Origin of the sequence: Nocardiopsis sp. YSL2 (genome assembly GCF_030555055.1) — a bacterium.
GTDB lineage: Bacteria > Actinomycetota > Actinomycetes > Streptosporangiales > Streptosporangiaceae > Nocardiopsis.
This window is the reverse complement of record NZ_JAMOAO010000001.1, coordinates 6,230,553-6,256,194: the sequence shown is the minus strand read 5'-3', so window position 1 is coordinate 6,256,194 and position 25,642 is coordinate 6,230,553. Positions and strand designations below refer to the sequence as shown.

Annotated in this window: 21 protein-coding genes; 18 read left to right on the top strand and 3 right to left on the bottom strand. The window is 71.4% G+C overall.

Features of this window, described 5'->3' with window-relative positions; translation table 11 throughout:
* Nucleotides 1-122: 122 nt before the first annotated feature.
* The 7 genes from M1P99_RS27455 to M1P99_RS27425 all read left to right on the top strand — a co-directional run bounded on the left by M1P99_RS27455 (nt 123) and on the right by M1P99_RS27425 (nt 10,505).
* A complete protein-coding gene (locus M1P99_RS27455) occupies nt 123-911 on the top strand; it encodes an IclR family transcriptional regulator (protein WP_304455486.1) in 789 nt (262 codons plus the stop codon).
* A gap of 212 nt (nt 912-1,123) precedes the next feature.
* Complete coding sequence (gene glyA, locus M1P99_RS27450) at nt 1,124-2,383, top strand: serine hydroxymethyltransferase (protein ID WP_304455848.1); 1,260 nt, start codon at nt 1,124-1,126, stop codon at nt 2,381-2,383.
* 29 nt (nt 2,384-2,412) lie between these two features.
* Nucleotides 2,413-2,619 carry a hypothetical protein gene (locus M1P99_RS27445; RefSeq protein WP_304455485.1) on the top strand — a complete coding sequence of 69 codons (207 nt, stop codon included), beginning with the start codon at nt 2,413-2,415 and terminating at the stop codon, nt 2,617-2,619.
* A 32-nt stretch (nt 2,620-2,651) separates the two neighbouring features.
* The gene (locus M1P99_RS27440) at nt 2,652-5,102 is read left to right on the top strand and encodes an FAD-dependent oxidoreductase (RefSeq protein WP_304455484.1); all 2,451 of its coding nucleotides are present in this window, start codon (nt 2,652-2,654) and stop codon (nt 5,100-5,102) included.
* Between the two features lie 141 nt (nt 5,103-5,243).
* Complete coding sequence (locus M1P99_RS27435) at nt 5,244-6,413, top strand: aromatic ring-hydroxylating dioxygenase subunit alpha (protein ID WP_304455483.1); 1,170 nt, start codon at nt 5,244-5,246, stop codon at nt 6,411-6,413.
* A complete protein-coding gene (locus tag M1P99_RS27430) occupies nt 6,414-8,180 on the top strand; it encodes a BCCT family transporter (protein ID WP_304455482.1) in 1,767 nt (588 codons plus the stop codon). It abuts the gene before it with no gap.
* A gap of 3 nt (nt 8,181-8,183) precedes the next feature.
* The gene (locus M1P99_RS27425) at nt 8,184-10,505 is read left to right on the top strand and encodes an FdhF/YdeP family oxidoreductase (RefSeq protein ID WP_304455481.1); all 2,322 of its coding nucleotides are present in this window, start codon (nt 8,184-8,186) and stop codon (nt 10,503-10,505) included.
* 19 nt (nt 10,506-10,524) lie between these two features.
* Here the strand turns inward: M1P99_RS27425 and M1P99_RS27420 are convergent, their stop codons facing one another.
* Complete coding sequence (locus tag M1P99_RS27420) at nt 10,525-11,181, bottom strand: GntR family transcriptional regulator (RefSeq protein WP_304455480.1); 657 nt, start codon at nt 11,179-11,181, stop codon at nt 10,525-10,527.
* Nucleotides 11,182-11,257: 76 nt separating this feature from the next.
* Between M1P99_RS27420 and M1P99_RS27415 the strand changes: the two genes are divergently transcribed.
* From M1P99_RS27415 to folE, 9 genes are all read left to right on the top strand, one after another.
* Nucleotides 11,258-12,505, top strand: coding sequence for a sarcosine oxidase subunit beta family protein (locus tag M1P99_RS27415; protein ID WP_369696574.1), 1,248 nt, complete (start codon nt 11,258-11,260; stop codon nt 12,503-12,505).
* Nucleotides 12,506-12,521: 16 nt separating this feature from the next.
* Complete coding sequence (locus M1P99_RS27410) at nt 12,522-12,821, top strand: sarcosine oxidase subunit delta (protein ID WP_304455479.1); 300 nt, start codon at nt 12,522-12,524, stop codon at nt 12,819-12,821.
* Nucleotides 12,818-15,685, top strand: a complete 2,868-nt coding sequence (locus M1P99_RS27405; RefSeq protein WP_304455478.1) for a 2Fe-2S iron-sulfur cluster-binding protein — start codon at nt 12,818-12,820, stop codon at nt 15,683-15,685. Before M1P99_RS27410 ends, M1P99_RS27405 begins: the two co-directional genes overlap by 4 nt.
* Nucleotides 15,675-16,280, top strand: a complete 606-nt coding sequence (locus M1P99_RS27400; RefSeq protein ID WP_304455477.1) for a sarcosine oxidase subunit gamma — start codon at nt 15,675-15,677, stop codon at nt 16,278-16,280. Before M1P99_RS27405 ends, M1P99_RS27400 begins: the two co-directional genes overlap by 11 nt.
* Complete coding sequence (locus tag M1P99_RS27395) at nt 16,277-17,650, top strand: L-serine ammonia-lyase (protein WP_304455476.1); 1,374 nt, start codon at nt 16,277-16,279, stop codon at nt 17,648-17,650. The genes M1P99_RS27400 and M1P99_RS27395 overlap by 4 nt, the downstream gene beginning before the upstream one ends.
* A gap of 92 nt (nt 17,651-17,742) precedes the next feature.
* Nucleotides 17,743-18,594, top strand: a complete 852-nt coding sequence (purU, locus tag M1P99_RS27390) for a formyltetrahydrofolate deformylase (protein WP_304455475.1) — start codon at nt 17,743-17,745, stop codon at nt 18,592-18,594.
* A gap of 125 nt (nt 18,595-18,719) precedes the next feature.
* Nucleotides 18,720-19,343, top strand: coding sequence for a cyclodeaminase/cyclohydrolase family protein (locus tag M1P99_RS27385; RefSeq protein WP_304455474.1), 624 nt, complete (start codon nt 18,720-18,722; stop codon nt 19,341-19,343).
* The gene (locus M1P99_RS27380; RefSeq protein ID WP_304455473.1) at nt 19,340-20,212 is read left to right on the top strand and encodes a bifunctional 5,10-methylenetetrahydrofolate dehydrogenase/5,10-methenyltetrahydrofolate cyclohydrolase; all 873 of its coding nucleotides are present in this window, start codon (nt 19,340-19,342) and stop codon (nt 20,210-20,212) included. The genes M1P99_RS27385 and M1P99_RS27380 overlap by 4 nt, the downstream gene beginning before the upstream one ends.
* 159 nt (nt 20,213-20,371) lie before the next feature.
* Nucleotides 20,372-20,986: a GTP cyclohydrolase I FolE gene (folE, locus tag M1P99_RS27375; RefSeq protein WP_304455846.1), complete on the top strand. Its 615-nt coding sequence runs from the start codon at nt 20,372-20,374 to the stop codon at nt 20,984-20,986.
* A gap of 155 nt (nt 20,987-21,141) precedes the next feature.
* On the opposite strand, the gene M1P99_RS27370 is transcribed toward folE, so the two are convergent.
* Nucleotides 21,142-21,750 carry a helix-turn-helix domain-containing protein gene (locus tag M1P99_RS27370; RefSeq protein ID WP_304455472.1) on the bottom strand — a complete coding sequence of 203 codons (609 nt, stop codon included), beginning with the start codon at nt 21,748-21,750 and terminating at the stop codon, nt 21,142-21,144.
* A 24-nt stretch (nt 21,751-21,774) separates the two neighbouring features.
* On the opposite strand from M1P99_RS27370, the gene M1P99_RS27365 reads away from it, so the two are divergent.
* Entirely contained in the window at nt 21,775-22,548 is a 774-nt protein-coding gene (locus tag M1P99_RS27365; RefSeq protein ID WP_304455471.1) for a thioesterase family protein, read from the top strand.
* 48 nt (nt 22,549-22,596) lie between these two features.
* Entirely contained in the window at nt 22,597-23,766 is a 1,170-nt protein-coding gene (locus tag M1P99_RS27360) for a thiolase family protein (RefSeq protein ID WP_304455470.1), read from the top strand.
* 520 nt (nt 23,767-24,286) lie between these two features.
* On the opposite strand, the gene M1P99_RS27355 is transcribed toward M1P99_RS27360, so the two are convergent.
* On the bottom strand, nt 24,287-25,597 hold the full coding sequence (locus M1P99_RS27355; protein WP_304455469.1) for a glycoside hydrolase family 1 protein: 1,311 nt from the start codon (nt 25,595-25,597) through the stop codon (nt 24,287-24,289).
* Nucleotides 25,598-25,642 lie beyond the last annotated feature (45 nt).

Here is a 25,642-nt window from a genome sequence, read left to right as displayed (position 1 = left end):
TTGCGCTATGTGGAACAGCGTGTTTGATGCGCAACACTATGATGGGTAGGCGATGGATGCGGCGTCAAGGAGTGCTCGGGGTGATTCTGCGAAAAGTTGCGTCTATCGGATAGTGTTGCGTTATGAGCAACTCATTGGAAGGTCAGGGAGAACGCGAGCCGGCGCCGGTCCAGTCCGTGGACCGGGCGATCACCATCCTGGAGCTCCTCGCGCGCGCCGAGGTGGGAATCACGGAGATCGCCGCGGAGCTGGGGGTGCACAAGTCCACCGCGTCGCGGCTGGTGCACACCCTCAAGGCGAGACGGCTCGTGGAGCAGCACGGAGAGCGCGGCAGATTCAGCCTCGGCATGGGCATGATGCGCTTCACCGGTGCCGTCGCCGGGCAGCTCGACATCGTCCAGATCGGCAATCCGGTCTGTGAGGAACTGGCCGAGCGCCTCGGGGAGACGGTGAACGTCGCTGTGCTCGACTCCACGGACACGATCAACGTCAGCCAGGCGCGGGGCACGTCGGCGGTGGCGGCGCAGAACTGGATCGGCCAGCGCACGCCGTCGCACGCGACGGCCAGCGGCAAGGCGCTGCTGGCCTTCGCCTCGCCCGGCGAGCTGGACGAGCTCCTGGCCGGTGAGCTCGTGTCCTACACACCGCGCACGGTCACCGACCCGGAGGAGCTGCGCGAGGTGCTCCAGAAGGCGGCCGAGGACGGGTACGCCACCTGTTTCGAGGAGCTGGAGCCGGGTCTGCATTCGATCGCCGTGCCGGTGTTCGGGCCCAACCGGGAGGCGGTCGCGGCGATCAGCGCGGCCGGTCCGGCCTACCGCCTGTCGAAGAAGCGCATGCCCGAGGTCGTGGAGGAGCTGCGTCGCGGGGCGCGCGACCTGTCCGGTCGGATGGCCTACCTGAGCCGCTGACCGGCCCGGCGGCCGCGCGGCCGGCCGTCGTGTGCGATGTCTGATATATCAATCAGTGATTAAGTGCCGATCAATGCGCACGTACTTCGCTGCCAACCCTTGACAGACCCGCGAGTAGCCTCCACTGTGGTCGAAATCGTGTTGTGCATCACGGACTTCGTTGCGAATAACGCAACGGAAGGGAGCGCTCGTTGGCTTTCACCGCCCCCGGTGTGCCGGTCACCGACCAGGCACTGAGCGAACTGGACCCCGAGGTGTCGGCCTCGGTGGACGCCGAACTGGCACGCCAGCGCGACACCCTGGAAATGATCGCCTCGGAGAACTTCGCCCCCCAGGCCGTTCTCGAAGCACAGGGCACCGTCCTGACCAACAAGTACGCCGAGGGCTACCCCGGCCGCCGCTACTACGGCGGCTGCGAACACGTCGACGTCGTCGAACAGCTGGCCATCGACCGCGCCAAGGCGCTGTTCGGAGCCGAGCACGCCAACGTCCAGCCGCACTCGGGCGCCCAGGCCAACACCGCCGTGTACTTCGCGCTGCTCAAGCCCGGCGACACGATCCTGGGCCTGGACCTGGCCCACGGCGGCCACCTCACCCACGGCATGCGCATCAACTACTCCGGCAAGATCCTCAACGCCGTGGCCTACCACGTACGCGAGCACGACGGCACCGTCGACTACGACGAGGTCGCCGCCCTGGCCAAGGAGCACCAGCCCAAGATGATCGTCGCGGGCTGGTCCGCCTACCCGCGCCGGCTCGACTTCGAGCGCTTCCGCCAGATCGCCGACGAGACCGGCGCCCTGCTCATGGTCGACATGGCCCACTTCGCGGGCCTGGTCGCGGCCGGGCTGCACCCCAACCCGGTGCCGCTGGCCGACGTGGTCACCACCACCACGCACAAGACCCTGGGCGGCCCGCGCGGCGGCATGATCCTGTCCACGGCCGCCCTGGGCAAGAAGATCAACTCCGCCGTCTTCCCCGGCATGCAGGGCGGCCCCCTGGAGCACGTCATCGCCGCCAAGGCGGTCTCGTTCAAGGTCGCCGCGAGCGAGGCCTTCGCCGAGCGCCAGCGCCGCACCGTGGCCGGCGCCAAGCTCCTGGCCGAGCGCCTGACCCGCCCGGACATGACCGAGGCCGGTGTGAAGGTGCTCACGGGCGGCACGGACGTGCACCTGGTCCTGGTGGACCTGGTGGACTCCCCGCTCAACGGCCAGGAGGCCGAGGACCGCCTGCACTCGGTCGGGATCACGGTCAACCGCAACGCGGTGCCCAACGACCCGCGCCCGCCGATGGTGACCTCGGGGCTGCGCATCGGCACCCCGGCCCTGGCCACCCGCGGCTTCGGCGAGGAGGACTTCACCGAGGTCTCCGACATCATCGCCGAGGCCCTCAAGCCGGACTTCGACGCCCAGGCGCTGAGCGCCCGCGTGCGGGCCCTGGCCGCGAAGCACCCGCTCTACCCCAACCTGTGACCAGTCACGACACGGCACGGAGCAGGCCGGTGATCCACGCGGCGAACGGTGTCGCGGCCACGGGGGACGGAGCCGAGGCCTGCGCCGCGACGATGGCGGCGCCCGGCCCCGCGCACGGCACGGCGGGCCCGCCGACCCCGCACGTCCACACCGCCGCCCCCGCCGGACACGGCCCCACCACGACCACCGGCGCCGAGGCGCCGCACCTCGACGACCGGATCCGGCGCGGGTTCTGACGCGCTCGGGCCACACGATCAGGAGGACTTTCATGCCGTCTCAACCACGCGTCGTGCTCATCGGAGCGGGCATCGTCGGCTGCGCGCTGGCCGACGAGCTGACCGCACGCGGGTGGACCGACGTCACCGTGCTCGAACAGGGGCCGCTGTTCGCCACCGGCGGGTCCAGCTCCCACGCGCCCGGCCTGGTCTACCAGACCACCGGATGCAAGACCATGACGGAGTTCGCCAAGTACACCGTCGACAAGTACACGGCGCTCACCCTCGACGGCAAGTGGTGCTTCCAGCAGCTCGGCGGCCTCGAAGTGGCGACCACTCCGGAGCGCTGGGCGGACCTGAAGCGCAGGCACGGCTGGGCGACGTCGTGGGGTGTGGAGAGCTACCTGCGCGATCCCGGCGAGTGTGCCGACCTGCACCCCCTGCTCGACCCCGGCAAGATCCTCGGCGGGTTCCACATCCCCAGCGACGGCCTGGCGAAGCCGGTGCGCGCGGGCGAGGCCCAGGCCCGCCGGGCGATGGACCGCGGCGCGCGCTTCCTGGCGCACCACAAGGTCACCGGCATCGAACGCCACGGCGGACGGGTCCGGTCCGTGGCCACCGAACACGGCACCTTCGCGGCCGACATCGTCGTCTCCTGCGTGGGCATGTGGGGGCCGCGGATCGGCCGCATGGTCGACCTCGACATCCCGCTGGTCCCGATGGCCCACCAGTACGCCAAGACCACGCCGCTACCGGTCCTCCAGGGCGTCAACGACGAGCTGCGCGAGATGAGCAAGCCGCTGCTGCGGCACCAGGAGGCCGGCCTCTACTTCCGCGAGCACGTCGACCGCATCGGCATCGGCGCCTACGAGCACCGCGCGATGCCGATCTCCGCCGACGACATCCTCGACCCCGGTGTCGCCCCGACCATGCCGTCGGAGACGCCGTTCACCCCCGACGACTTCGACCAGTCCTGGAAGGACTCCGTCGACCTGCTGCCGTGCCTGGCCGACGCCCAGGTCGAAGAAGGCATCAACGGGCTGTTCTCCTTCACCCCGGACGGCAACCCCCTGCTCGGCGAACACCCCGACCTCAAGGGTTTCTGGGTCGCGGAGGCGGTATGGATCACGCACTCCGCGGGTGTGGCCAGGGCGATGGCGGAGTGGCTGGTCGACGGGCAGCCCGGCATCGACCTGCACACCTGTGACCTCAACCGGTTCGAGGAGGTCCAGCGCGGGCCGGAGTACGTCCACCTGCGCAGCTGCCAGTCCTTCGACGAGGTCTACGACGTGCTGCACCCGCTGCAGCCCGCCGAGCACCCGCGTCCGCTGCGGACCAGCCCGTTCCACGAGCGGCAGGTCGAGCTCGGCGCGGTCTTCCTCGAGGCGTCCGGCTGGGAGCGGCCGCACTGGTACGAGGCCAACGCGAACCTGCCCGAGGTCGAGGAGATCCCGGCCAGGAACGAGTGGGCGTCGCGGTACTGGTCGCCGATCGCGGGCGCCGAGGCGCTGGTGGCGCGCAAGCGGGTGGCGATGTTCGACATGACGCCCCTGAAGCGCATCGAGGTCAGCGGGCCCGAGGCGCTCACCTTCCTGCAGGCGATGACGTCCAACCGGCTCGACCGCAAGGTGGGATCGGTCGTCTACACCCTCATGCTCGACGAGGACGGCGGCATCCGCAGCGACCTCACCGTGGCCCGGCTCGCCGAGGACCGCTTCCAGGTGGGCGCCAACGGCCCGATCGACTTCGACTGGCTCACCCGGCACCTGCCGCGCAGCGGCACCGTCCAGCTGCGCGACATCACCGCGGGCACCTGCTGCATCGGCCTGTGGGGCCCCTCCGCGCGCGAGCTCCTCCAGCCGCTGACCCGCGAGGACTTCTCACACGAGGCGCTCGGCTACTTCAAGTGCAAGCGGGCCTTCATCGGGGACGTCCCCGTGACAGCGATGCGCCTGTCCTATGTCGGCGAACTGGGCTGGGAGCTCTACACCACCGCCGATCTGGGCGGCCGCCTGTGGGACACCCTGTGGGAGGCCGGCCGGGAGCACGGCGTGATCGCCGCGGGCCGCAGCGCCTTCACCAGCATGCGGCTGGAGAAGGGGTACCGGGCCTGGGGCTCGGACATGACCACCGAACACGACCCCTACGAGGCCGGCGTCGGTTTCGCGGTGCGGATGAACAAGGGCTACTTCCATGGGAAGAACGCCCTGCAGGACCGCTCCGCGGAGACCGTCACGCGCAAGCTCACCTGCCTGACCATCGACGACCCCTACCAGGTCGTCATGGGGGCCGAGCCGGTCCACGCCGACGGCCGGCCGGTCGGCTACGTCACCAGCGCCGCGCGCGGCTACACCATCGGCAAGAACATCGCCTACGCGTGGCTGCCCGCGGACGTCTCCCGGCCCGGTACCCGCGTCGAGATCGAGTACTTCGGTGAGCGCGTCCCCGCGGTGGTGGCGGCCGAGCCGCTCTTCGACCCCGACATGACCCGGATCCGCTCGTGAGCACGACGGCGACGGCCATCGCACGGTCCGGCGCGGCCGCGACCGCCGTCGGAGCCGCTCGAACAGCTCAGACCTCATCCGATGCGCGGCGACTCATCGGCGCCGGCCTCTGAGGACCGCACAGTACCGAACGGAGACAGCATGACCGAGAACCTCGTGACCGCGCCGGCCGGCGGCGGTTCCGAACTCCCCGAGAGCCTGATCCCGACCCTGCCCGGACACACCTACACCGACCCGGAGATCTTCGCCCTGGAGCAGCAGAGGATCTTCGAGCGGATGTGGTTCTGCGCGGTCCGCAGCGCCGACCTGCCCAAGCCCGGCGACTTCCGCACCGTCCAGGTCGGCCGCGAGAGCGTGCTCGTCACCCGCTCCCGCGACGGCGCGCTGCGCGCCTTCCTGAACATCTGCCGGCACCGGGGCGCCCGGCTCTGCGTGGAGGAGTCGGGCACCGTCAAGCGGAACTTCCAGTGCCCCTACCACGCCTGGACCTACGGGCTCGACGGGAAGCTGGTCGCCGCCCCCAACCTGACCTCGATGCCGGACATCGATCGGACCGAGTACGGCCTCAAGCCGGTGCACCTGCGGGAGTGGCTCGGCTACGCGTGGCTGTGCCTCGCCCAGGACCCGCCCTCGTTCGCCGACACGGTGCAGGCCGACGTCACAGGACGCCTGGGGTCTCTGGAGGCGATCGACAACTACGAGATCGACGAGCTCGAGCTGGGGCGCCGTATCACCTACGACGTCAAGGCGAACTGGAAGCTCATCATCGAGAACTTCATGGAGTGCTACCACTGCGCGACCATCCACCCCGAGCTCACCGAGGTCCTGCCCGAGTTCGCCGACGGCTACGCCGCCCAGTTCTTCGTCGGGCACGGCGCGGAGTTCGGTGAGGACGTCGCCGGATTCACCGTGGACGGCAGCGAGGGCTTCGAGCGGCTGTCCGAGGTGGGCTCGGACCAGGACCGCAAGTACTACGCGATCACCGTGCGGCCGCAGGTCTTCGTCAACCTGGTGCCCGACCACGTGATCCTGCACCGGATGTTCCCGCTGTCCGCCGACCGCACGATCGTGGAGTGCGACTGGCTGTACAGCAAGGACGTGGTCGCCTCCGGCCGCGACGTGTCGCGCTCCGTCGAACTGTTCCACCGGGTCAACCAGCAGGACTTCGACGCCTGTGAGCGATGCCAGCCCGCGATGTCGTCGCGGGCCTATGCCGATGGGGGTGTCCTCGTCCCCTCCGAGCACCACATCGGCGAATTCCATGAGTGGGTGCAGAACGCGCTCACTCCCGACAAGGATGGTGACAAGTAGATGATCACTGCCCCCAGGGTCTTCTGGCCCTCAGTGATTCTGGTGACCGCGTTCGTGGCGGCCGCGGTGTTCTTCACCGACGCCGTGTCCGCGGCGGTCACCGCTATTCAGGACACGGTGATCGGCACGTTCGGGTGGTACTACATCCTCATCGTGTGCGCGTTCGTGGTGTTCTCGATCCGGGTGGGCCTCGGCCGGTTCGGTGACATCAAGCTCGGTCCCGACGACGAGGTGCCCGAGTTCCGGCTCAGCACGTGGTTCTCGATGCTGTTCGCCGCCGGGATGGGCATCGGTCTGGTGTTCTGGGGCGTCGCCGAGCCGCTGAACCACTTCGCCGCGCCCAAGCCGGGTGTCGACGGTACGCCGCACGAGCTCGCCCAGCAGTCGCTGGTACAGACCTTCCTGCACTGGGGCCTGCACCCGTGGGCGATCTACGTGGTCGTCGGCCTGGCCATCGCCTACGCGATCCACCGCAAAGGCCGCCCGGTGTCCATTCGCTGGGCGCTGGAGCCGGTGCTGGGCAGGGAGCGGGTGAACGGCTGGGCCGGCGATCTGATCGACACCATCGCGGTCGTCGGAACCCTGTTCGGCGTGGCCACCTCGCTCGGCCTCGGTGTCCTGCAGATCGCCTCCGGGCTCGACTTCCTCGGTCTCGTCAGCAACCCGGGCAACTGGACGTACATCATCCTGATCGGCGCGATCACCGCTCTGGCCATCTTCTCGGTGACCACCGGCGTCAAGCGCGGCATCAAGTGGCTGTCCCAGATCAACATGGGGCTCGCCGCCGTGCTGCTGATCATCGTGCTGGTCACGGGGCCGACGCTGTTCATCTTCCGGGAGTTCGTGCAGTCGATCGGCCTGTACTTCCAGAACCTGCTCCGGCTGAGCTTCGACACCAGCGCGCTGGAGGGCGCGGACGGCGCCCAGTGGCAGGGCTGGTGGACGACCTTCTACTGGGGCTGGTGGATGTCCTGGGCGCCGTTCGTCGGCGTGTTCATCGCGCGTATCTCGCGCGGCCGCACGGTGCGCGAGTTCGTCACCGGCGTCCTGCTGGTGCCGACCGCGGTCACGTTCCTGTGGCTCACCGTGTTCGGCGGCAGCGCCCTGTACCGCGAGGTCTTCGGTTCCGGGGGCGGCGTGGCGGCGGACGGGTCCGTGGACACCGAGTCCGCCCTCTTCTCGCTCCTCGGTGAACTGCCGGGCGGAACCCTGCTGGTCGCGGGCGGGGTCGTGCTCATCGTGCTGTTCTTCGTGACCTCCTCGGACTCCGGTTCGCTCGTGGTCGACATGCTGGCCTCCGGCGGCAACCCCGAGACCCCGGTCTGGAGCCGGGTGTTCTGGGCGGCGGCCGAGGGGCTGGTCGCCATCGCGCTGCTGCTCGCGGGCGGCCTGAGCGCCCTCCAGGTCGGCGCCATCCTCATCGCCCTGCCGTTCAGCGTCGTCATGCTGGTGATGTGTGTGGCGACGTGGAAGCAGCTCGCCGAGGAGCGCCACCGCCAGATCCGGCTCCAGCGCAAGCTGGAGCGCGAGAAGCTCACCGAACAGGTCTCGCAGAACCTGTTGGAGGGCGACGAGTTCACCGAACAGGTCTCCCAGCAACTCCTCGACGGCGACGAGTTCACCGAGCAGGTCTCGCAGAGCCTGATTGAGGAGGGCTGGACCGAGCCGAACGGCCACGCGAACGGCAACGGCAACGGCAGCGGGAACGGCAACGGCACGAAGCCCTCGACCGCGACCTCCGCCGGAACCACCGAAGGCAAGGGGTGACCCATGGTCGAGCGCGCTCCCGACGGTGACATCGACGAGGACGCGCTGCGCGTCGGTGAGCCCGGCCAGGCCGCGGCCGGGCTCACCGGGGTGCTGGTCTCGCTCCAGCGCAGCCGGGAACAGATGGGCCTCGGACGGACCGTGCGGACACTGCCGCTGATCAACCAGCGCGCGGGGTTCGACTGCCCCGGCTGCGCGTGGCCGGATCCGCTCGCGGCCGACGGCGCGCGGCGCAAGCCCGCCGAGTTCTGTGAGAACGGGGCGAAGGCGGTCGCGGAGGAGGCCACGACGCGCCGGATCGGTCCGGACTTCTTCGCCCGGTACCCGGTCGCCGAGCTGGCCCAGCGCACCGACCACTGGCTCGGCCGCCAGGGCAGACTGACCCAGCCGATGATCCTGCGGCGCGGCGAGAGCCACTACCGGCCGATCGGGTGGGACGCCGCGTTCGACGCCATCGCCGAGAACCTGTCCTCGCTGGGCTCCCCGGACGAGGCGGCGTTCTACACCTCGGGCCGTACCAGCAACGAGGCGGCCTTCGCCTACCAGCTGCTGGTGCGCTGCTTCGGCACCAACAACCTGCCCGACTGCTCCAACATGTGCCACGAGTCCTCGGGTGTGGCGCTGACGGAGGCGATCGGGATCGGGACCGGTTCGGTCTCACTGGCCGATGTGGAGCACGCCGACCTGGTCCTGGTGCTCGGACAGAACCCGGGCACCAACCACCCGCGCATGCTGGGGTCGCTGGAGGAGGTCAAGCGTCGCGGGGGCCGGATCGTGGCGGTCAACCCGCTGCCGGAGGCCGGGTTGATGCGGTTCAAGAACCCGCAGAGGCCGAGCGGGATCGTGGGCCGGGGGACCGCGCTGGCGGACGAGTTCGCGCAGATCCGCATCGGCGGCGACCTCGCGCTGCTCCGCGCCCTGACCGGCCTGCTGGTGCGCGCCGACGACGAGGCGCCGGGCACGGTGCTGGACCACGCGTTCATCGAGTCCCACACACACGGGTTCGCGGAGTTCGCCGACCAGGTCCGGCGCGTCGACTGGGCCGCGACCGAACGCGCGACCGGCCTCGACCGGGCGCAGGTCGAGCGGATCGCGCGCATGCTGATCGGCTCCGAGCGCACCGTGGTGTGCTGGGCGATGGGCCTGACCCAGCACAAGCAGGGGGTGGCGACCATCAGGGAGGTCGCCAACCTGATGCTGCTGCGGGGGATGATCGGCAAGCCGGGGGCGGGGCTGTGCCCGGTGCGCGGGCACTCCAACGTGCAGGGCGACCGCACCATGGGCATCTTCGAGAAGATGCCCGCGTCGTTCCTGCGCGCACTGGAGCGCGAGTTCGGGGTCGCGGTGCCCTACGACCACGGCATGGACACCGTCGAGGTGCTGCACGGCATGCGCGACGGGCGCGTCAGAGCGCTGATCGCCATGGGCGGGAACTTCGCCGCCGCCACACCGGACACCGAGGCCACCGAACAGGCGCTGCGCGGCTGCGCGCTGACGGTCCACGTGTCGACCAAGCTCAACCGGTCGCACGTCGTGCCGGGCGCCACCGCGCTGATCCTGCCCACGCTCGGCCGGACCGAGCGGGACGTCCAGGAGTCGGGGGAGCAGTTCGTCACCGTCGAGGACTCGATGTCGGTGGTCCACGCCTCCCGGGGCAGGCTCCGCCCGGCGAGCGGGGACCTGCTGTCCGAGGTGGCGATCGTCTGCCGGCTCGCCCGCAGGCTGCTCGGCGCGGATCATCCGGTGCGCTGGGAGGAGTTCGAGCGCGACTACGACGCCATCCGCGACCGCATCGCGCGGGTGGTGCCGGGCTGCGCGGACTACAACCGCAGGGTGCGCAGGCCGGACGGGTTCGTCATGCCGCATCCGCCCCGCGACTCCCGCACCTTCCCCACGCGGACCGGACGGGCGAACTTCACGGTCAACGTCCCGGAACCGATCGAGGTCCCCGACGGCAGGCTGCTGCTGCAGACACTGCGCAGCCACGACCAGTACAACACCACGGTCTACGGCCTCTCGGACCGCTACCGGGGCATCGAGGACGCGCGCCGGGTGGTGATGGTCAACGAGGCCGACATCGCCGCGCTCGGCTTCGCCGACGGGGACCTGGTCGACCTGGTCTCGGAGTGGACCGATCCGCACGGGAGCGTGGAGGAGCGCCGCGCCGAGCGGTTCCGGATCGTGTCCTACCCGACGGCCCGCGGGTGCGCCGCCGCCTACTACCCCGAGGCGAACCCGCTGGTGCCGCTCGGCGCGGTGGCGGACAAGTCCAACACCCCGGTGTCGAAGGCGGTCGTGGTGCGGTTGGAGGCGCATGAACGCTGACGGCCCGGTGGCCCCGGGCTCAGATCAGGGCGCGGATGGCCTGTTCGAACCTGGTGACGTGCTGCAGTGCGAGCTCCGCGGCCTTGTCGGAGTCGCCCTCGATGATGGCGGTCAGCAGCGGGATGTGCTCCTCCACGTGACCGGTGACCCCGGACAGCCGGGGGATGAAGACGCACCAGATCCTGGTGGCCAGGTCGTCGTAGGTGATCAGCGTGTCCTCGAGGAAGGGGTTGTAGACGCATCGGTAGATCGCCCGGTGCACGCTGACGTCGGCGCGCAGCAGTTCGGTGTTGTCGTCGCCGTGCCCGGCTTCCAGGCGGGAGCGCAGTTCGGTGAGGGCGGCGCGGTCGCTGGGCGTGGCGCGCTCGGCCGCGCCCGCGGCGGCGAGCGGCTCCAGGGTGCGCCGCACCTCCGAGATGTGCGCCAGGTCGGCGATGTGCACATCGGTGGCGAAGGTGCCACGCCTCGGATACACGACGACCATGCGGTCCCGTTCGAGGCGTTTGAGCGCTTCGCGGATCGGTGTGCGTCCCATACCGAGTTCGGCGCTGAGCCGGTCCTCGTTGATGGGGTCGCCCGGCTTGATCTCCAGCATCACCAGGCGTTCGCGTATCGCGGCGTAGGCCCGCTCCGCCAGTGATGCGCCCGACGATTGATCGTTGACCTGAGTTCCCATGTGACCTACGGTACTAGCAACACTGATATATCAGTAGTTGATGAGAAAGCGTTCAGACTTCGCTGGAGGCATTCCGATGACCAGCCCCGTGTCCCCGGCCCAGCCGCCCGGCGCGCACCTGCCCGACCACCCCGACTTCCTGTGGGACAACCCGGAACCGAAGGCCTCCTACGACGTCGTGATCGTCGGCGGCGGCGGTCACGGCCTCGCCACCGCGTACTACCTCGCCAAGGTGCACGGCATCACGAACGTGGCCGTGCTGGAGAAGGGCTGGCTGGCGGGCGGCAACATGGCCCGCAACACCACGATCATCCGGTCCAACTACCTGTGGGACGAGAGCTCGGGCATCTACGAGCACTCCCTGAAGCTGTGGGAGGGCCTGGAGGAGGACCTCGGCTACCCGGTCCTGTTCGACCAGCGGGGCGTGCTCAACCTGGCGCACAGCCTCCAGGACGTGCGCGACAGCGTGCGGCGGGTCAACGCCAACCGGCTCAACGGCATCGACGCCGAATGGCTGGACCCGGAGGGCGTCAAAGAGGTCTGCCCGATCGTCAACATCTCGCAGGACGTGCGCTACCCCGTCATGGGGGCGACGTTCCAGCCACGGGCCGGCATCGCCAAACACGACTACGTGGCCTGGGGCTACGCGCGGGCCGCCCACGCGATGGGCGTCGACCTCATCCAGAACTGCGAGGTCACCGGCATCGAGACCGCGGGCGACCGCGTCACCGCCGTGGAGACCACCCGCGGCCGCATCGCCGCGGGCCGCGTCGCACTGTGCGCGGCGGGCCACAGCTCGGTCCTGGCCGGGATGGTCGGCCTCCGGCTCCCCATCGCGTCGCACCCGTTGCAGGCACTGGTCTCGGAATTGCTCGAACCGGTGCACCCGACCGTGGTGATGTCCAACGCGGTGCACGTCTACGTGTCCCAGGCGCACAAGGGCGAACTGGTCATGGGCGCGGGCATCGACAGCTACAACGGCTACGGCCAGCGGGGCTCGTTCCACATCATCGAACAGCAGATGTCCGCCGCGTTGGAGCTCTTCCCGATCTTCTCCCGGGCGCACCTGCTGCGCACGTGGGCCGGCATCGTCGACGTGAGCCCGGACGCCTCTCCCATCGTCGGCCTCACCCCGGTCGAGGGCCTCTACCTCAACTGCGGCTGGGGGACCGGCGGGTTCAAGGCCACCCCCGGCGTCGGTGACTGCTTCGCGCACACCATCGCCCACGACAAGCCGCACCGGTTCAACGAGCCGTTCACCCTCGAACGGTTCACGACCGGCGCCCTGGTCGACGAGCACGGCGCCGCCGCGGTCGCGCACTGAGAGCAAGGAGCCCAGCATGCAACTCATCCCCTGCCCGTGGTGCGGGCCGCGCGAGGAGGCCGAGTTCCACTACGGAGGCCAGGCGCACGTCGCCTACCCCGAGGACCCGGCCGCGCTGACCGACCGGGAGTGGGCGCAGTACGTCTTCTTCCGCGACAACCCGAGCGGACCGTTCGCCGAGCGGTGGAGCCACAGCGCGGGCTGCCGCCGGTGGTTCAACGCCGTCCGCGACACCAGGACCCACGACCTGCTGTCCGTCTACCGCATCGGCGAGCCGGTGCCCGCTCCCAGCGAAAGCGAAGAGGTGAACTCGTGAGCGCGAACTTCCGCCTGCCCACCGGCGGCCTCGTCGACAGGGACACCGCACTGCGGTTCACCTTCAACGGCCGGTCGATGACCGGGCACCGCGGGGACACCCTGGCGTCCGCGCTGCTGGCCAACGGCGAGCACCGCATCGGCACCAGCGTCAAGTACGGCAGGCCGCGCGGCATCGTCGCGGCGGGCTCGGAGGACCCGACGTCCCTGGTGCAGATCGAGCAGCCGTTCCCGGAGCCGATGCTGACCGCCACCACCGTCGAGCTCTACGACGGACTCGTCGCGCACGGCCTGCCCGGACAGGGCAGGCTGGCCGCCGAGCCCGACCCGGCCCGCTACGACGCCAAGCACGTGCACTGCGACGTCCTCGTCGTCGGCGCCGGGCCCGCGGGCCTGGTGGCCGCGCTCACCGCCGCCCGCGGCGGGGCCCGGGTCGTCGTGGTCGACGAACAGAACAGGGCCGGAGGCGCACTGCTCGGCACCCGTGAGTACCTCGACGAGCGACCGGCGGGGGAGTGGGTCGCCGACATCGAGGCGGAGCTGCGGAACACCCCCGGCGTGCTGGTCCTGGGACGCACCACCGCGTTCGGCGTCTACCAGGACGGGTTCGTGCTCGCCCTGCAGCGCCGCACCGACCACCTCGGTTTCGACGCGCCCGCCGACGTCGCCCGCCAGCGGGTCTGGCGGATCAGGGCAGGGCGCACCGTGCTCGCCACCGGCGCCCACGAGCGGCCCGTCGTCTTCGCCGACAACGACCGCCCGGGGACCATGCTCGCCGGCTCGGCGCGCACCTTCCTGCACCGCTACGGGGTCCTGCCCGGCACACGGGCGGTGGTCTTCACGACCGACGACAGCGCCTACGAGGCGGCGATCGACCTCGCCAGGGCGGGACTGGACGTGGCGGCGGTCGTCGACGCCAGGCCCGCCGCCCCCCGAGTCCTCGCCGCGCGGTGCGCCGCCCACGGCATCGAGGTGCGCACCGGGCACGTCGTCACCGGCACCGAGGGCGGGGACCGTGTCGCCGGCGCCCGCATCGCCCCGCTGTCCGACGTGGACGGGACCTCCGACACCGTCGACTGCGACGCCCTGCTGGTCTCCGGCGGCTGGAACCCCGTCGTGCACCTGTTCAGCCAGGCCCGGGGCGCACTCCGCTACGACGCCGGCCTCGGCGCCTACCTCCCGGGCGAGGAACTGCCGACCGTGCGGGTGGCCGGATCGGCGACCGGCGCGTACGACCTGGCCTCGTGCGTGCGGCAGGGCTGGGAGGCCGGTTGCGAGGCCGTGCTCGCCACGGGCTTTCGCCCCGACGAGGTCGCGTTGCCGGTCTCGGATCAGCGGACCGACGCGCGTCCCGGCCTGGTGCTGTGGCGCGTCCCCGGAGAGCCCGCGGACGGCGCCGCCGACACCCGCTTCGTGGACCTGCAGCGCGACGCGACGGTGTCCGACGTCCTGCGGGCCACCGGGGCGGGACTGCGCTCGCTGGAGCACGTCAAGCGCTACACGACCATCGGTACCGCGCACGACCAGGGCAAGACGTCCGGGATGATCGCCGCGGGCCTGGTCGCCGAGGCCCTGGGGATCGAGCTCTCCGAACAGCGGCCCACCACGTTCCGGCCGCCGTACACCTCGGTGTCGTTCGCCGCTCTGGCCGGGCGGGACCGCGGTCAGCTGCTCGATCCGGTGCGCGTGACCGCGCTGCATTCCTGGCACGTCGAGCACGGCGCGCTGTTCGAGGACGTGGGGCAGTGGAAGCGGCCGTGGTACTTCCCGCTGCCGGGCGAGGACATGGACACCGCCGTGCTGCGGGAGTGCCGTGCGGCGCGTGAGGGCGTCGCCCTGATGGACGGCTCGACACTGGGCAAGATCGACGTCCAGGGCCGCGACGCCGGGCGGTTCCTCGACATGCTCTACACGAACAAGATGAGCGGCCTGAAGGTCGGCAGGATCCGCTACGGGGTGATGTGCGGCGTCGACGGCATGGTCATCGACGACGGGACCGTCATCCGGCTGGCCGAGGACCGGTTCCTGGTGACCACGACGACCGGCAACGCCGCGATGGTCCTGGACTGGATGGAGGAGTGGCTGCAGACCGAGTGGCCGCACCTCGACGTGTACGCCGCCTCGGTGACCGAGCACTGGGCCACGATCCCGCTGGTGGGGCCGCGCTCACGCGACGTGCTCGCCGGGCTCGCGCCCGGCCTGGACGCGAGCAACGAGGCCTTCGAGTTCATGGCGTGGCGGGACACCGTGCTCGACGTGGGAGAGGGCGTCACAGCACGGGTGTGCCGGATCAGCTTCTCCGGGGAACTGGCCTACGAGATCAACGTGGCCGCCTGGCATGCCCTCGCCGTCTGGGAAGCGCTCATCGCCGCGGGCGAGCGGTACGGGATCACGCCCTACGGCACCGAGACCATGCACGTGCTCCGCGCCGAGAAGGGCTACCCGATCATCGGCCAGGAGACCGACGCCACGGTCACGCCCCAGGACCTGGGGATGTCGTGGGCCGTGTCGAAGAAGAAGGTCGACTTCATCGGCAAGCGGTCGTTCACCAGGGCCGAGAACAGCCGTCCGGACCGCAAGCAGCTCGTCGGGCTGCTCCCGGTCGACCCCGACGTGCGGCTGCCCGAGGGCGCGCAGGTCGTCGACACCGACCAGCTGCCGCAGCCCCCGGTCCGCATGCTCGGCCACGTCACCTCCAGCTACCGCAGCGACGCGCTGGCCCGGACGTTCGCGCTCGCGGTCGTGCGCTCGGGCCGCGAACGCGTGGGGGAGACGCTCCACGTCCCCGTCGGGGACGACCTCGTACCGGTCACCGTGACCGAGTCCGTGCTCTACGACAAGGAAGGAGCCCGCCGTGACGGCTGACACCAGTATCCGGACCAGCCCCCTCGCCGCGTGGAAGGACCGCCTCGCCGGCCTGGCGCCCGCGTTGGCGGCGGTCGAGCGGCCGTTCCTGACCCAGCTCACCGTGCGCGCCTCGGACCCGGGCGCCCTGGCCAGGATGGGCGAGGCCCTGGGCGTCGCCTTCCCGGCCGACCCGTGCACGTTCACCCGGGGGAGCGGCCCCTTCGGCGACGTCGAGGTGCTCTGGCTGGGCCCGGACGAGTACCTCGTGGTGGCCGGGCCCGACCAGCGGGTCACGGTCGAGGACGCGCTGCGCGCGGAGGTGCGCCCCGCCCGGGGCGCGGTCGTGGACACCTCCGCCCAGCGCACGACGGTGGCGTTGTCGGGCCCGCACGCGCGGGACGTCCTGGCCCACGGCTGCGCCGTGGACCTGCACCCGTCGGCGGCGCCGACCGGGACGTGCGTGCAGACCCTGCTCGCCAGGGCCGGGGTCATCCTGCAGGTCGCCGACGCCGAGTCCGACGCGTTCACCGTGCTCGTCAGGTCCTCCTTCGCCGAGTACCTCGCCGCGTGGCTGAGCGACGCCTGCGTCGAGTACCGGGCGGCCCTGTCATGAGTCTGAGCGTGTTCGACCTGTTCAAGGTCGGCATCGGGCCGTCGAGTTCGCACACCGTCGGCCCGATGCGCGCGGCGAAGGCGTTCGTGGACGCGCTGCGGGACGAGGGAACCCTGTCGCGGACCGTGTCGGTGCGCGCCGAACTGTTCGGCTCGCTCGGTGCGACCGGCCACGGGCACGGCAGCGTCAAGGCCGTGGTGCTGGGCCTGGCGGGCCACGCGCCCGACACCGTCGACCCGGTCGCGGCCCAGCCGTGGGTGGACGACGTGGCGGCGACCGGCAAGCTGGAGCTGGCGGGCGGCCGCGTGATCGGATTCTCCGTCGACGACGACGTCGTGCTGCACCGCAACAGGCGGCTCGACTTCCACAGCAACGGCATGGTCTTCCACGCGTTCGACCGCGGCGGGACCCCGGTCGCGGCCCGCACCTACTACTCCGTCGGCGGCGGCTTCGTCGTGGACGAGGACGCCGCCGGATCGGCGGTCCTGGTCGAGGACACCACCCCCGTACCCCACCCGTTCACCACGGGCGGGGAGCTGCTGGCCCACACCGACCGCACCGGACTGTCCCTCAGCTCCCTGATGCTGGCCAACGAGAGCGCCCGCCGCACGGAACAGCAGACCAGGGACGGGCTGCTGGAGATCTGGGCCGTGATGCGGGAGTGCGTCGAACGCGGCTCCACCACCGGGGGCGTGCTGCCCGGGGGGCTCAGGGTCCGGCGGCGCGCGGCGGCGTCGCGGCGCGACCTCGAAGCCGCGGGCGACTCCGGGGATCCGCTGCGGGCCATGGAATGGGTCACGATGTTCGCCCTGGCGGTCAACGAGGAGAACGCGGCGGGCGGGCGCGTGGTCACCGCGCCGACCAACGGCGCGGCCGGGATCATCCCGGCGGTCCTGCACTACTACACCCGGTTCGTGCCCGGTGCCGACGAGGACGGGGTCGTCCGCTTCCTGCTCACCGCGGGCGCGGTCGGCATGCTGTTCAAGCAGAACGCCTCGATCTCCGGAGCGGAGGTCGGATGCCAGGGCGAGGTCGGCTCCGCCTGCTCCATGGCGGCCGCAGGTCTGGCCGAGGTACTGGGCGGCACACCCGCCCAGGTGGAGAACGCCGCGGAGATCGGGATCGAGCACAACCTCGGCCTCACCTGCGACCCGGTGGGCGGACTCGTGCAGATTCCCTGCATCGAGCGCAACGCGATCGCCTCCATCAAGGCCATCACCGCGGCGCGGATGTCGGTCCGCGGCGACGGCGCGCACCACGTGACCCTGGACAAGGCCATCAAGACCATGCGCGAGACCGGCGCCGACATGAAGGACAAGTACAAGGAGACGGCGCGCGGCGGGCTCGCCCTCAACGTCGTCGAGTGCTGAACCCCAGGGGTGCCCGGCCGTCGGACGTGCGGCCACGACGCTTGTCGCCAGGGCACCGAGAACTCTCACACCTTCACTCTGAGGAGGACATCGTGGCGCGCAACTACACTCTCACTCTCCGGTGCCCGGAACGGGCGGGCATCGTCCACGCGGTGACCGAGTTCCTGGTCGACCGGGGCTGCGACATCGTCGAACACCAGCAGTTCGACGACAACGTCCGCGGCCAGCTGTTCCTGCGCACCTCCTTCTCGGCCCCGGGGCCGGAGAACGGTGCCGACGACCTCAGGCACGCGTTCGCCCCCGTGGCACGGGAGTTCGCCATGGAGTTCCAACTGTGGGACGAGCGCAAGCCGCGCATCCTGGTGATGGTGTCCAAGACCGCGCACTGCCTGAACGACCTGCTGTTCCGCTGGCGCGCGGGCAACCTCGACGGGGAGCTCGTCGGGGTGGTGTCCAACCACGAGGACCTGCGGCCGATGGCCGAGGCGGCCGACCTGGACTTCGTGCACGTGCCGGTGACGGCCGAGACCAAGTCCGCCGCCGAGGCGCGCCTGCTGGAACTCGTCGAGGAGTACCGCGCCGACCTGGTCGTGCTCGCACGGTACATGCAGGTGCTCTCCGACGACCTGTGCACCAAGCTCGAAGGGCGCGTGATCAACATCCACCACTCGTTCCTGCCCGGCTTCAAGGGCGCGAAGCCGTACCACCAGGCCTACGAGCGCGGCGTGAAGTACGTCGGAGCGACCGCGCACTACGTGACGCCCGACCTCGACGAGGGCCCGATCATCGAGCAGGAGGTCCTGCGGGTGGACCACTCCTTCGACCCGCGCGCCCTGGCGACGGTCGGGCGCGACGCCGAGGCGCTCGCGCTGTCCCGGGCGGTGCGCTGGCACTGCCAGCACCGCGTCCTCCTCTACGGCAGCAGCACCGTGGTCTTCCGCTGACTCCGGGGCCGGCCCCGCCCCGGAACGGGGTGCCCCCCGGACGGGACACCGGACGACAGACCGGACGAGAGGCCGTTCCCCACCCGACCCCCACTCGACCCCCTCGACCCCCAAGGACGGACACCGTGATCAGTGGGCAGACCATCAGCGACTTCCTGGCCGACCTCGCGGCCCGGAGACCCGCCCCCGGAGGCGGCGCCACCGCCGCCGTCCACGCCGCCCAGGCCGCCGCACTGGTGGGCATGGTGGCTCGCTACAGCGACGGCGCGCGCTTCGCCGAGCACGCCGAGGAGACGTCGGAGATCGTGAAGGCCGCCGACCGGCTGTGGAGGGAGGCACTGCGCATCGCGGAGGCGGACGCACAGGCCTTCTCGGCCGTCACCGAGGCCTACGCGCTCGCCCGCGCGACCGACGACGAGAAGGCCGCGCGCGCCGCCGCCATCGCCGCGGCCCTGAGGGAGGCCTGTGAGCCGCCCGTCGCGGTCATCGAGACGACCGCCGAGGTGGTCGCGCTGGCCGAGCGCATCCTTCCGATCGGCAACCGCAGCGTGATCACCGACGTCGCCGCCGCGGCCGAGGCGGCCCGCGCCGCCGCCACCACGGCCCGGGTGAACGTCGAGATCAACCTGGGCGGCATCAGGGACGACGGCGCACGGGCGGTGCTGTCCGCCTCGACGCGGTCCGTCGACCCCCTCGTCGAGCGGGCGGAGAGGATCACCGCCGCGGTCAGGGAGGAGCTGGTCGCATGACCGTCACGACGACGGAACACCGTGTCACCACCGAGCTGTCGGGCCGGCCCCTGGCCGCGGAGATCCGGCGGCGCACCGGCGAGCGGGCGGCGGTCCTGGGAGCCGCGGGCGCCCGGCCGAGGCTGGTGGTCGTCACGGCCACCGACGACGGGTCGACCCTGTGGTACGTGCGCTCGATCGCCAAGGCGGCCGCGGCCGTCGGCATCGCCTGCGACATCGCCGACCTCGGCCCGGAGGCGTCGCGCACGCGGGTGCGGGACAGGCTGCGCGCCCTGAACCAGGACCCGGGCGTCCACGGCATCATCCTGCAGACGCCACTGCCCGACGGCATGTCGCCGGCCGAGCTCGCCGTGGAGATCGACCCGGCCAAGGACGTCGACGGCGCGAACCCGGCGAGCCTGGGGCGCTGCGCGGCCGGCCTGCCCGGGTTCGCGCCCGCCACGGCCGAGGCCGTGGTGCGGTTGCTCGACCACCACGGCGTCGACCTCGCGGGCAGGGACATCACCATGGTCGGCCGGTCGGTCGTCGTCGGAACCCCGGTGGCGCTGCTGCTGCTGGAACGGCACGCGACCGTGACGGTCTGCCATTCACGGACGGCCGACCTCGCGGGCCACACCCGTGCCGCCGACATCGTGATCGTCGCGGCGGGCGTCCCGCGCCTGGTCGGCGCCGACCACGTCGGAGCGGGTGCGGTGGTCATCGACGTGGGCACCAACGCCACGGACGACGGCCTGGTCGGCGATGTCGACGCGGGCGCGGTGGACGGCGTCGCCGGTGCCCTCACCCCGGTGCCCGGCGGTGTCGGACCGGTCACCACAGCGCTCCTGCTCGCCCACACCGTGCAGGCCGCCGACCGCGCGGCGGGCTGACCACCGCAGCAGCGGTGTCGCGTGCGGCGGCGCCCGGCGGAGTCCGTGGCGGACAGGACCCCCTCCACCACAGGCTCCGCCGACGCCGCAGGACACCGACCCGGACATTTGACCAGAGGTGCACCAGTGACAGTGATGAAGGAACAGTCCCCCGAACCGATGCGGGACACGGCGACGGCCCACGGCCTCCTGCCGCCCAGAGACCCCGGTCCCGTGGACCTGGACGCCGCCGAGAGGGCCGCACGCGACTTCCTGCGACACCTGGGTGTGGCACTGGACGCGGAGGCCGCGGAGCAGACGCCGGGACGGATGGCCCGGGCCTACGCCGAGCTCCTGGCCCCCCGGCCGTTCAGCCTCACCACGTTTCCCAACGACCACGGGTACGAGGGCTTCGTCATCGCCCGCGACATCCCCGTGCACTCGGTCTGCGAGCACCACTTCCTCCCCTTCACCGGGGTGGCCCACGTGGGCTATCTGCCCGGTTCGCGCATCGTCGGCCTCTCCAAGCTCGCACGGGTCGTCGAACACTTCTCCCGTCGCCCGCAGGTCCAGGAGAGGCTCACCCAGCAGATCGCGTCCTGCCTCACCGAGGAACTCGACGCCGACGCCGTCGGTGTGGTGGTCGAAGCCGAGCACCTGTGCATGAGCATGCGCGGCGTCCAGGCGTCGGGATCGGCCACGACCACCTCGGCGATGCTCGGTTCGCTGGGCAAGGACGCGGAACTGCGCCGAGAGTTCCTCGCGCTCATCAACCCGACCAGGCCCGGACCATGAGGCCGACCGCTCACGGGCGCCGTCCGCGGTCCCTCAACGGGGCTGGGGAGCGGGGGACTGCCGGCTGACGTGTGGTCCGGCGATGCCCAGGGCAGCGGCGCTCAGGGCGTCCACGGGCGCATCGGCCCTGCACGGGTTGCGGCTCCGTTGACGGGTCACCCCTCCCCGCCGTCGGCCACCTCTGTGGTGCCGTCGGCCGATGCCCTGGTCGCCCTGGCAGCCCTCGCCGCCCTGGCGGCCCGACGGGCGTGCTCCGTGGGGCGGATGCGCAGGTCGTGACGCGTGCGCTCGGTGCCGTCCTGGGCGACGAAGCCCACTCTGACGGGCTGCTCGGAGGTGTCGTCGACCACGGCGAGGGGCGCGCCCTCCGGCTGCAGGTGCTTGGAGCCCCACTGCATCAGTGCCAGCACCACGGGGGTGAGGTCGCGGCCCTTGTCCGTGGGGACGTACTCGTACCGGGTCCGGCTGCCGGGCTCCTTGTAGGGCCGGCGGGCCAGCAGACCGGCCTCGGTGAGCTGCTTGAGGCGGGTCGAGGCGACCGCCTCGGTGACGCCGACGCGTTCGACGAACAGCTCGAACCGTCGGGTCCCGTACAGCAGGGCCTCGCGCAGGATCAGCATCGACGAGCGGGGGCCGATCACGTCCAGCGCCATGGCCAGGCCGCACTCGTCCGGGTGCCAGGAGCGCAGATCGGCGATGGAGCGGTCGAGCTTGATGTCCATGTCCAGCAGCCTAGCCGCGTCGTTCTGACTTGACAGATCCATAGCCAGCATTCTAGCTTCCTGACTATGGAAAGCCATAGTCAGACGCTCCGTGAAGACACGCGGACGACCGTCTTCGCGCAGCACTGGGCCGGTTTCGGCGGCACACACGGCGGCCTGGTGGCCGCCGGCCTCCAACAGGCCGTCACCGACCTCCTGGGCGGTACGCCCGGGTCACTGTCCGCCCACTTCCTCGAAGCCGTGCCGCCCGGCCCCACGGAGATCAGCGTCCGTGAGCTGCGTGGCGGCCGGTCCGCGTCCGCCCTCGCCGCCATCGACGGCCGGGCGAGCGCTCTGGTCAGGTTCTCCCACAGCCCCGGATCGGCTCCCACGGTCCGGTCCGGAGACGGATCGCCCCCCGAGCCGCGCCCCGATCCCCTCTCCCTGGAACGCTTCACGCTGTCGAGCGGGCTGGTGGCCTTCGGCGACCACGTGGACATCCGGCCGCTCGGCGCCTCCCGCCCGCTCGCCGCCGGAACCGACCCCGCCTACGAGGCCTGGATCCGGCTCGTGCCGCAGGCCCCCGGCGTCGACCACCTGGACACGGCTTCCCGACGTCTGATCCTCATCGACGCGATGCCGCCCGGCCTCTTCGCCGTCTGGGACCGGCCCGCCCCCGTGCCGACCCTGGAACTGTCGGTGCACTTCGCGCCCTGCCACGACGACTCCCCGTGGCACCTGGTCCGCCACCGCACGGTCTGGGCGTCCGCCGACCTGTGCGTGGACGAGACCACCCTGCACACCAGGAGCGGTGAACTGGCCGCCCAGGGCCGCCAACTCCGCCGGGTCCTGCCCGTCTGAGCCCCGACACCGTCGCGGCCGCCCCTCCTCAGAACGAAGGACAAGGACATGCCCGAAGCAGTCATCGTCGACGCCGTACGCACACCCATCGGCAAGGGCAAGCCGAGCGGCGCCCTGCACGACGTCAACGCCGTCGATCTGCTCGCCCACAGCCTCGAAGCCCTCGTGGAGCGCACCGGCCTGGACCCGGCCCTGGTGGACGACGTCATCGGCGGCATCGTCACCCAGCACGGCGAACAGGGGGCCAACATGACCCGGCGGGCCCTGCTCGCCGCCGGATACCCCGAGTCCGTGCCCGCCACCACCGTCGACCGCCAGTGCGGCAGCAGCCAGCAGGCCGTCCACTTCGCCGCCCAGGGGGTGATCGCGGGCGCCTACGACATCGTCGTCGCCGCCGGGGTGGAGTCGATGGGGCGCGTACCCATGGGCACGAACCTGGTCGGCTCGGCCGACCCGCTCGGCTCGGGGTTCGCCAAGCGCTACCCCGAGGGGCACGTGGGCCAGGGCGTGGCCGCCGAACTGATCGCCGCGCGCTGGGGCCTCTCCCGACAGCGCATGGACGAGTTCGCCCTCGCCAGCCACGCCCGGGCCGCCGAGGCCACCCGGCGCGGCGCCTTCGAGGGCCAGCTCGCCCCGATCGGCGGCCTGGCCGCCGACGAGGGCATCCGCGAGGGCGGCACCCTCGACACCCTCGCCGCCCTGCGTCCCGCCTACCGCGACGAGGACACCGCCGCCCGCTTCCCGCAGATCACCTGGGACGTCACCGCGGGCAACGCCAGCCCGCTCAGCGACGGCAGCGCGGCCGTCCTCATCATGAGCGCGGAGCGCGCCGCCGAACTCGGCCTGCGCCCGCTCGCCCGGCTGCACAGCTTCGCCGTCGCCGCCGACGACCCGCTGTACATGCTCACCGCGGTCATCCCCTCCACCCGCAAGGTGCTGGACCGGGCCGGGCTGACCGTGGACGACATCGACCTGTTCGAGATCAACGAGGCCTTCGCCTCCGTCGTGCTGGCCTGGGCCGCCGAGACCGGAGCCGACCTGGACCGCGTCAACGTCAACGGCGGGGCGATCGCCCTCGGCCACCCGCTCGGGGCCAGCGGCGCCCGACTGATGACCACCCTCGTCCACGGGCTCCACGAACACGGCGGCCGCTACGGCCTCCAGGCCATGTGCGAGGCGGGCGGGCTGTCCAACGCCACCGTCGTCGAACGCCTCTGAGCGGAATCGGCCTCTCGGGGGAGGGGAGTGGCAGCGGCGCGCGACGAAGCGTCCGGTCAGCGGATTCCCTTTCTCCGGCGCCGGTACAAGGCGGAATCCGGCCCGTCAGTGAAATGAAGCGCCTGGTCCTCCTCTCGTCGACAGGGGAACGGGAAGAACGGATATTCGGTGCCATGGGGGCGCACGGCAATGCCGGATCCGAGTATTCCCCGTTCCCCTGCAAGGAGTGGACACATACGCTCGTCCCACTCGCTTCGCCGCACCTCGGCCGTTCTCCTGGGCCCGGTCGTCGCCGCGTTCGCCCTCCCCGGTGCCCGCGGACACCGTGTTCGCGGTGCCCGCCGCCTCGGGAGTTGTTGAGCGCTGTGAGTGCCAACTGCTGGAGCAGGTCGGGGAACTCTTCCTGTATCCCTCCCCAGAGCAGGCCCCGGGACGAGACGCGGCCGTGGGTGGGCCCGCCCACTCCTGTCGGGCGGGCCCTCGGCGGCCCTGCTGGGCGGGGCCGCCGCACGGACCGCGCCTACCGCACCACGGGCACTGTCCGCTCAGCCTCCTGCTGCCGCGGTGCGGCGTCCGCCGACGCCTCCCGGTAGCGCAGAACCGCGTCGCGGTAGACGCCCGCGCTGCGCTTGGGCCGCCGCTCGAACGTCTGCCGGTCCACGCTGTGCAGTCCGAGCTTGGAGTGGTACCCGGCCACCCACTCGTAGTTGTCCAGAAGCGTCCAGTGGCAGTACCCCAGCACCGGCACCCCCCGTTCGACCTCCCCGGCGAGGCCGGCGAGCGAGGGCTCGATGAAGTCGGCGCGCAGGTCGTCGTCCTCGGTGGACATCCCGTGCTCGGAGACCAGGACCGGCACACCCGCGACACGGTGGGCGTAGGCCACCGCCCCGGCGAGCGAGTCCGGCTCGACCGCCGTGCCCATACCGTTGACCGCGGCGCCGGGCTCCGGCGGGACCGGTCCGTCGGGGCCGTGCGCGATCCGCTCGTAGTTCTGCACGCCGACGAAGTCGTCCTCCCGCGCCAGGCGCAGCCAGTGGTCGTAGACCTCCGCGCGCTTGCGGTCGCGGCCGGCCTCGCCACCGGGCAGCGCGTACTCGTCGGTCACCGCGATGGAGAGGCCGACGGGAAGGTCGGCCCGGTGCGCCTTGATCGCTGCGCGCGCCGCGCGGTGCACCTCGGTCAGGGCGGCCTGGAACTCGGGCAGCTCCTCCTCCAGGAAGACGTTCGCGCAGCGGTACCGCTCGGCGCCCGTCGCCCGGGACGCCGCGTCCAGCATGGCCCGCTTCGCCTCCTCCGCCTCCGGCGGCAGGACGTTGCCCGAGATCAGCATCTGCACCAGGTTGGGCTCGTTCAGCGTGACGGCCAGGGCGATCCGGTCCGCGAACCGCTCGGCGACCACCCCGCAGTAGCGGGCGAACAGCTCGGGCGCGTCCTCGGACGCCCAGGAGCCGTGGACGGCGAACCAGTGCGGGGCCGCGAAGTGGCTGAACGTGACGATCGGCGCCATGCCGCGCTCCAGACACCCGTCCACCACCGCCTCGTAGTGGTCGAGCGCCTCGGCGCTGAACTCGCCCGGTGCCGGTTCGACGCGGGCCCACTCCACGGAGAAGCGGAACGCGGTCAACCCCAGCCCGGCCGCGAGGTCCAGGTCCCGCTCCCAGAGCTCCCAGGTCCGGCACGCCGGGCCCGACGGCTCACGGAAGATGGTCGGCTCGGTGTGCTCCAGGAACCAGATGTCGCTCGCGGTGCTGTCACCCTCGTTCTGGTGCCCGGCCATGGCGACGCCCCAGAGGAAACCCTCGGGCAGCCTGGCGGTGGTGGGGTTGGACATGCGTCTCCTCGACGTAGTGGTGGCGGGGTGTGCGGCCGAGCCGCT

What these genes read in the sequence shown, in the direction of transcription:
- M1P99_RS27455 (WP_304455486.1), top strand. Translation starts at nt 123, where the DNA reads ATGAGCAACTCATTGGAAGGTCAGGGAGAACGCGAGCCGGCGCCGGTC.
- M1P99_RS27440 (WP_304455484.1), top strand. Translation starts at nt 2,652, where the DNA reads ATGCCGTCTCAACCACGCGTCGTGCTCATCGGAGCGGGCATCGTCGGC.
- M1P99_RS27435 (WP_304455483.1), top strand. Translation starts at nt 5,244, where the DNA reads ATGACCGAGAACCTCGTGACCGCGCCGGCCGGCGGCGGTTCCGAACTC.
- M1P99_RS27430 (WP_304455482.1), top strand. Translation starts at nt 6,414, where the DNA reads ATGATCACTGCCCCCAGGGTCTTCTGGCCCTCAGTGATTCTGGTGACC.
- M1P99_RS27425 (WP_304455481.1), top strand. Translation starts at nt 8,184, where the DNA reads ATGGTCGAGCGCGCTCCCGACGGTGACATCGACGAGGACGCGCTGCGC.
- M1P99_RS27420 (WP_304455480.1), bottom strand. Translation starts at nt 11,181, where the DNA reads ATGGGAACTCAGGTCAACGATCAATCGTCGGGCGCATCACTGGCGGAG.
- M1P99_RS27415 (WP_369696574.1), top strand. Translation starts at nt 11,258, where the DNA reads ATGACCAGCCCCGTGTCCCCGGCCCAGCCGCCCGGCGCGCACCTGCCC.
- M1P99_RS27410 (WP_304455479.1), top strand. Translation starts at nt 12,522, where the DNA reads ATGCAACTCATCCCCTGCCCGTGGTGCGGGCCGCGCGAGGAGGCCGAG.
- M1P99_RS27395 (WP_304455476.1), top strand. Translation starts at nt 16,277, where the DNA reads ATGAGTCTGAGCGTGTTCGACCTGTTCAAGGTCGGCATCGGGCCGTCG.
- M1P99_RS27380 (WP_304455473.1), top strand. Translation starts at nt 19,340, where the DNA reads ATGACCGTCACGACGACGGAACACCGTGTCACCACCGAGCTGTCGGGC.
- folE (WP_304455846.1), top strand. Translation starts at nt 20,372, where the DNA reads ATGCGGGACACGGCGACGGCCCACGGCCTCCTGCCGCCCAGAGACCCC.
- M1P99_RS27370 (WP_304455472.1), bottom strand. Translation starts at nt 21,750, where the DNA reads ATGGATCTGTCAAGTCAGAACGACGCGGCTAGGCTGCTGGACATGGAC.
- M1P99_RS27365 (WP_304455471.1), top strand. Translation starts at nt 21,775, where the DNA reads ATGGAAAGCCATAGTCAGACGCTCCGTGAAGACACGCGGACGACCGTC.
- M1P99_RS27360 (WP_304455470.1), top strand. Translation starts at nt 22,597, where the DNA reads ATGCCCGAAGCAGTCATCGTCGACGCCGTACGCACACCCATCGGCAAG.
- M1P99_RS27355 (WP_304455469.1), bottom strand. Translation starts at nt 25,597, where the DNA reads ATGTCCAACCCCACCACCGCCAGGCTGCCCGAGGGTTTCCTCTGGGGC.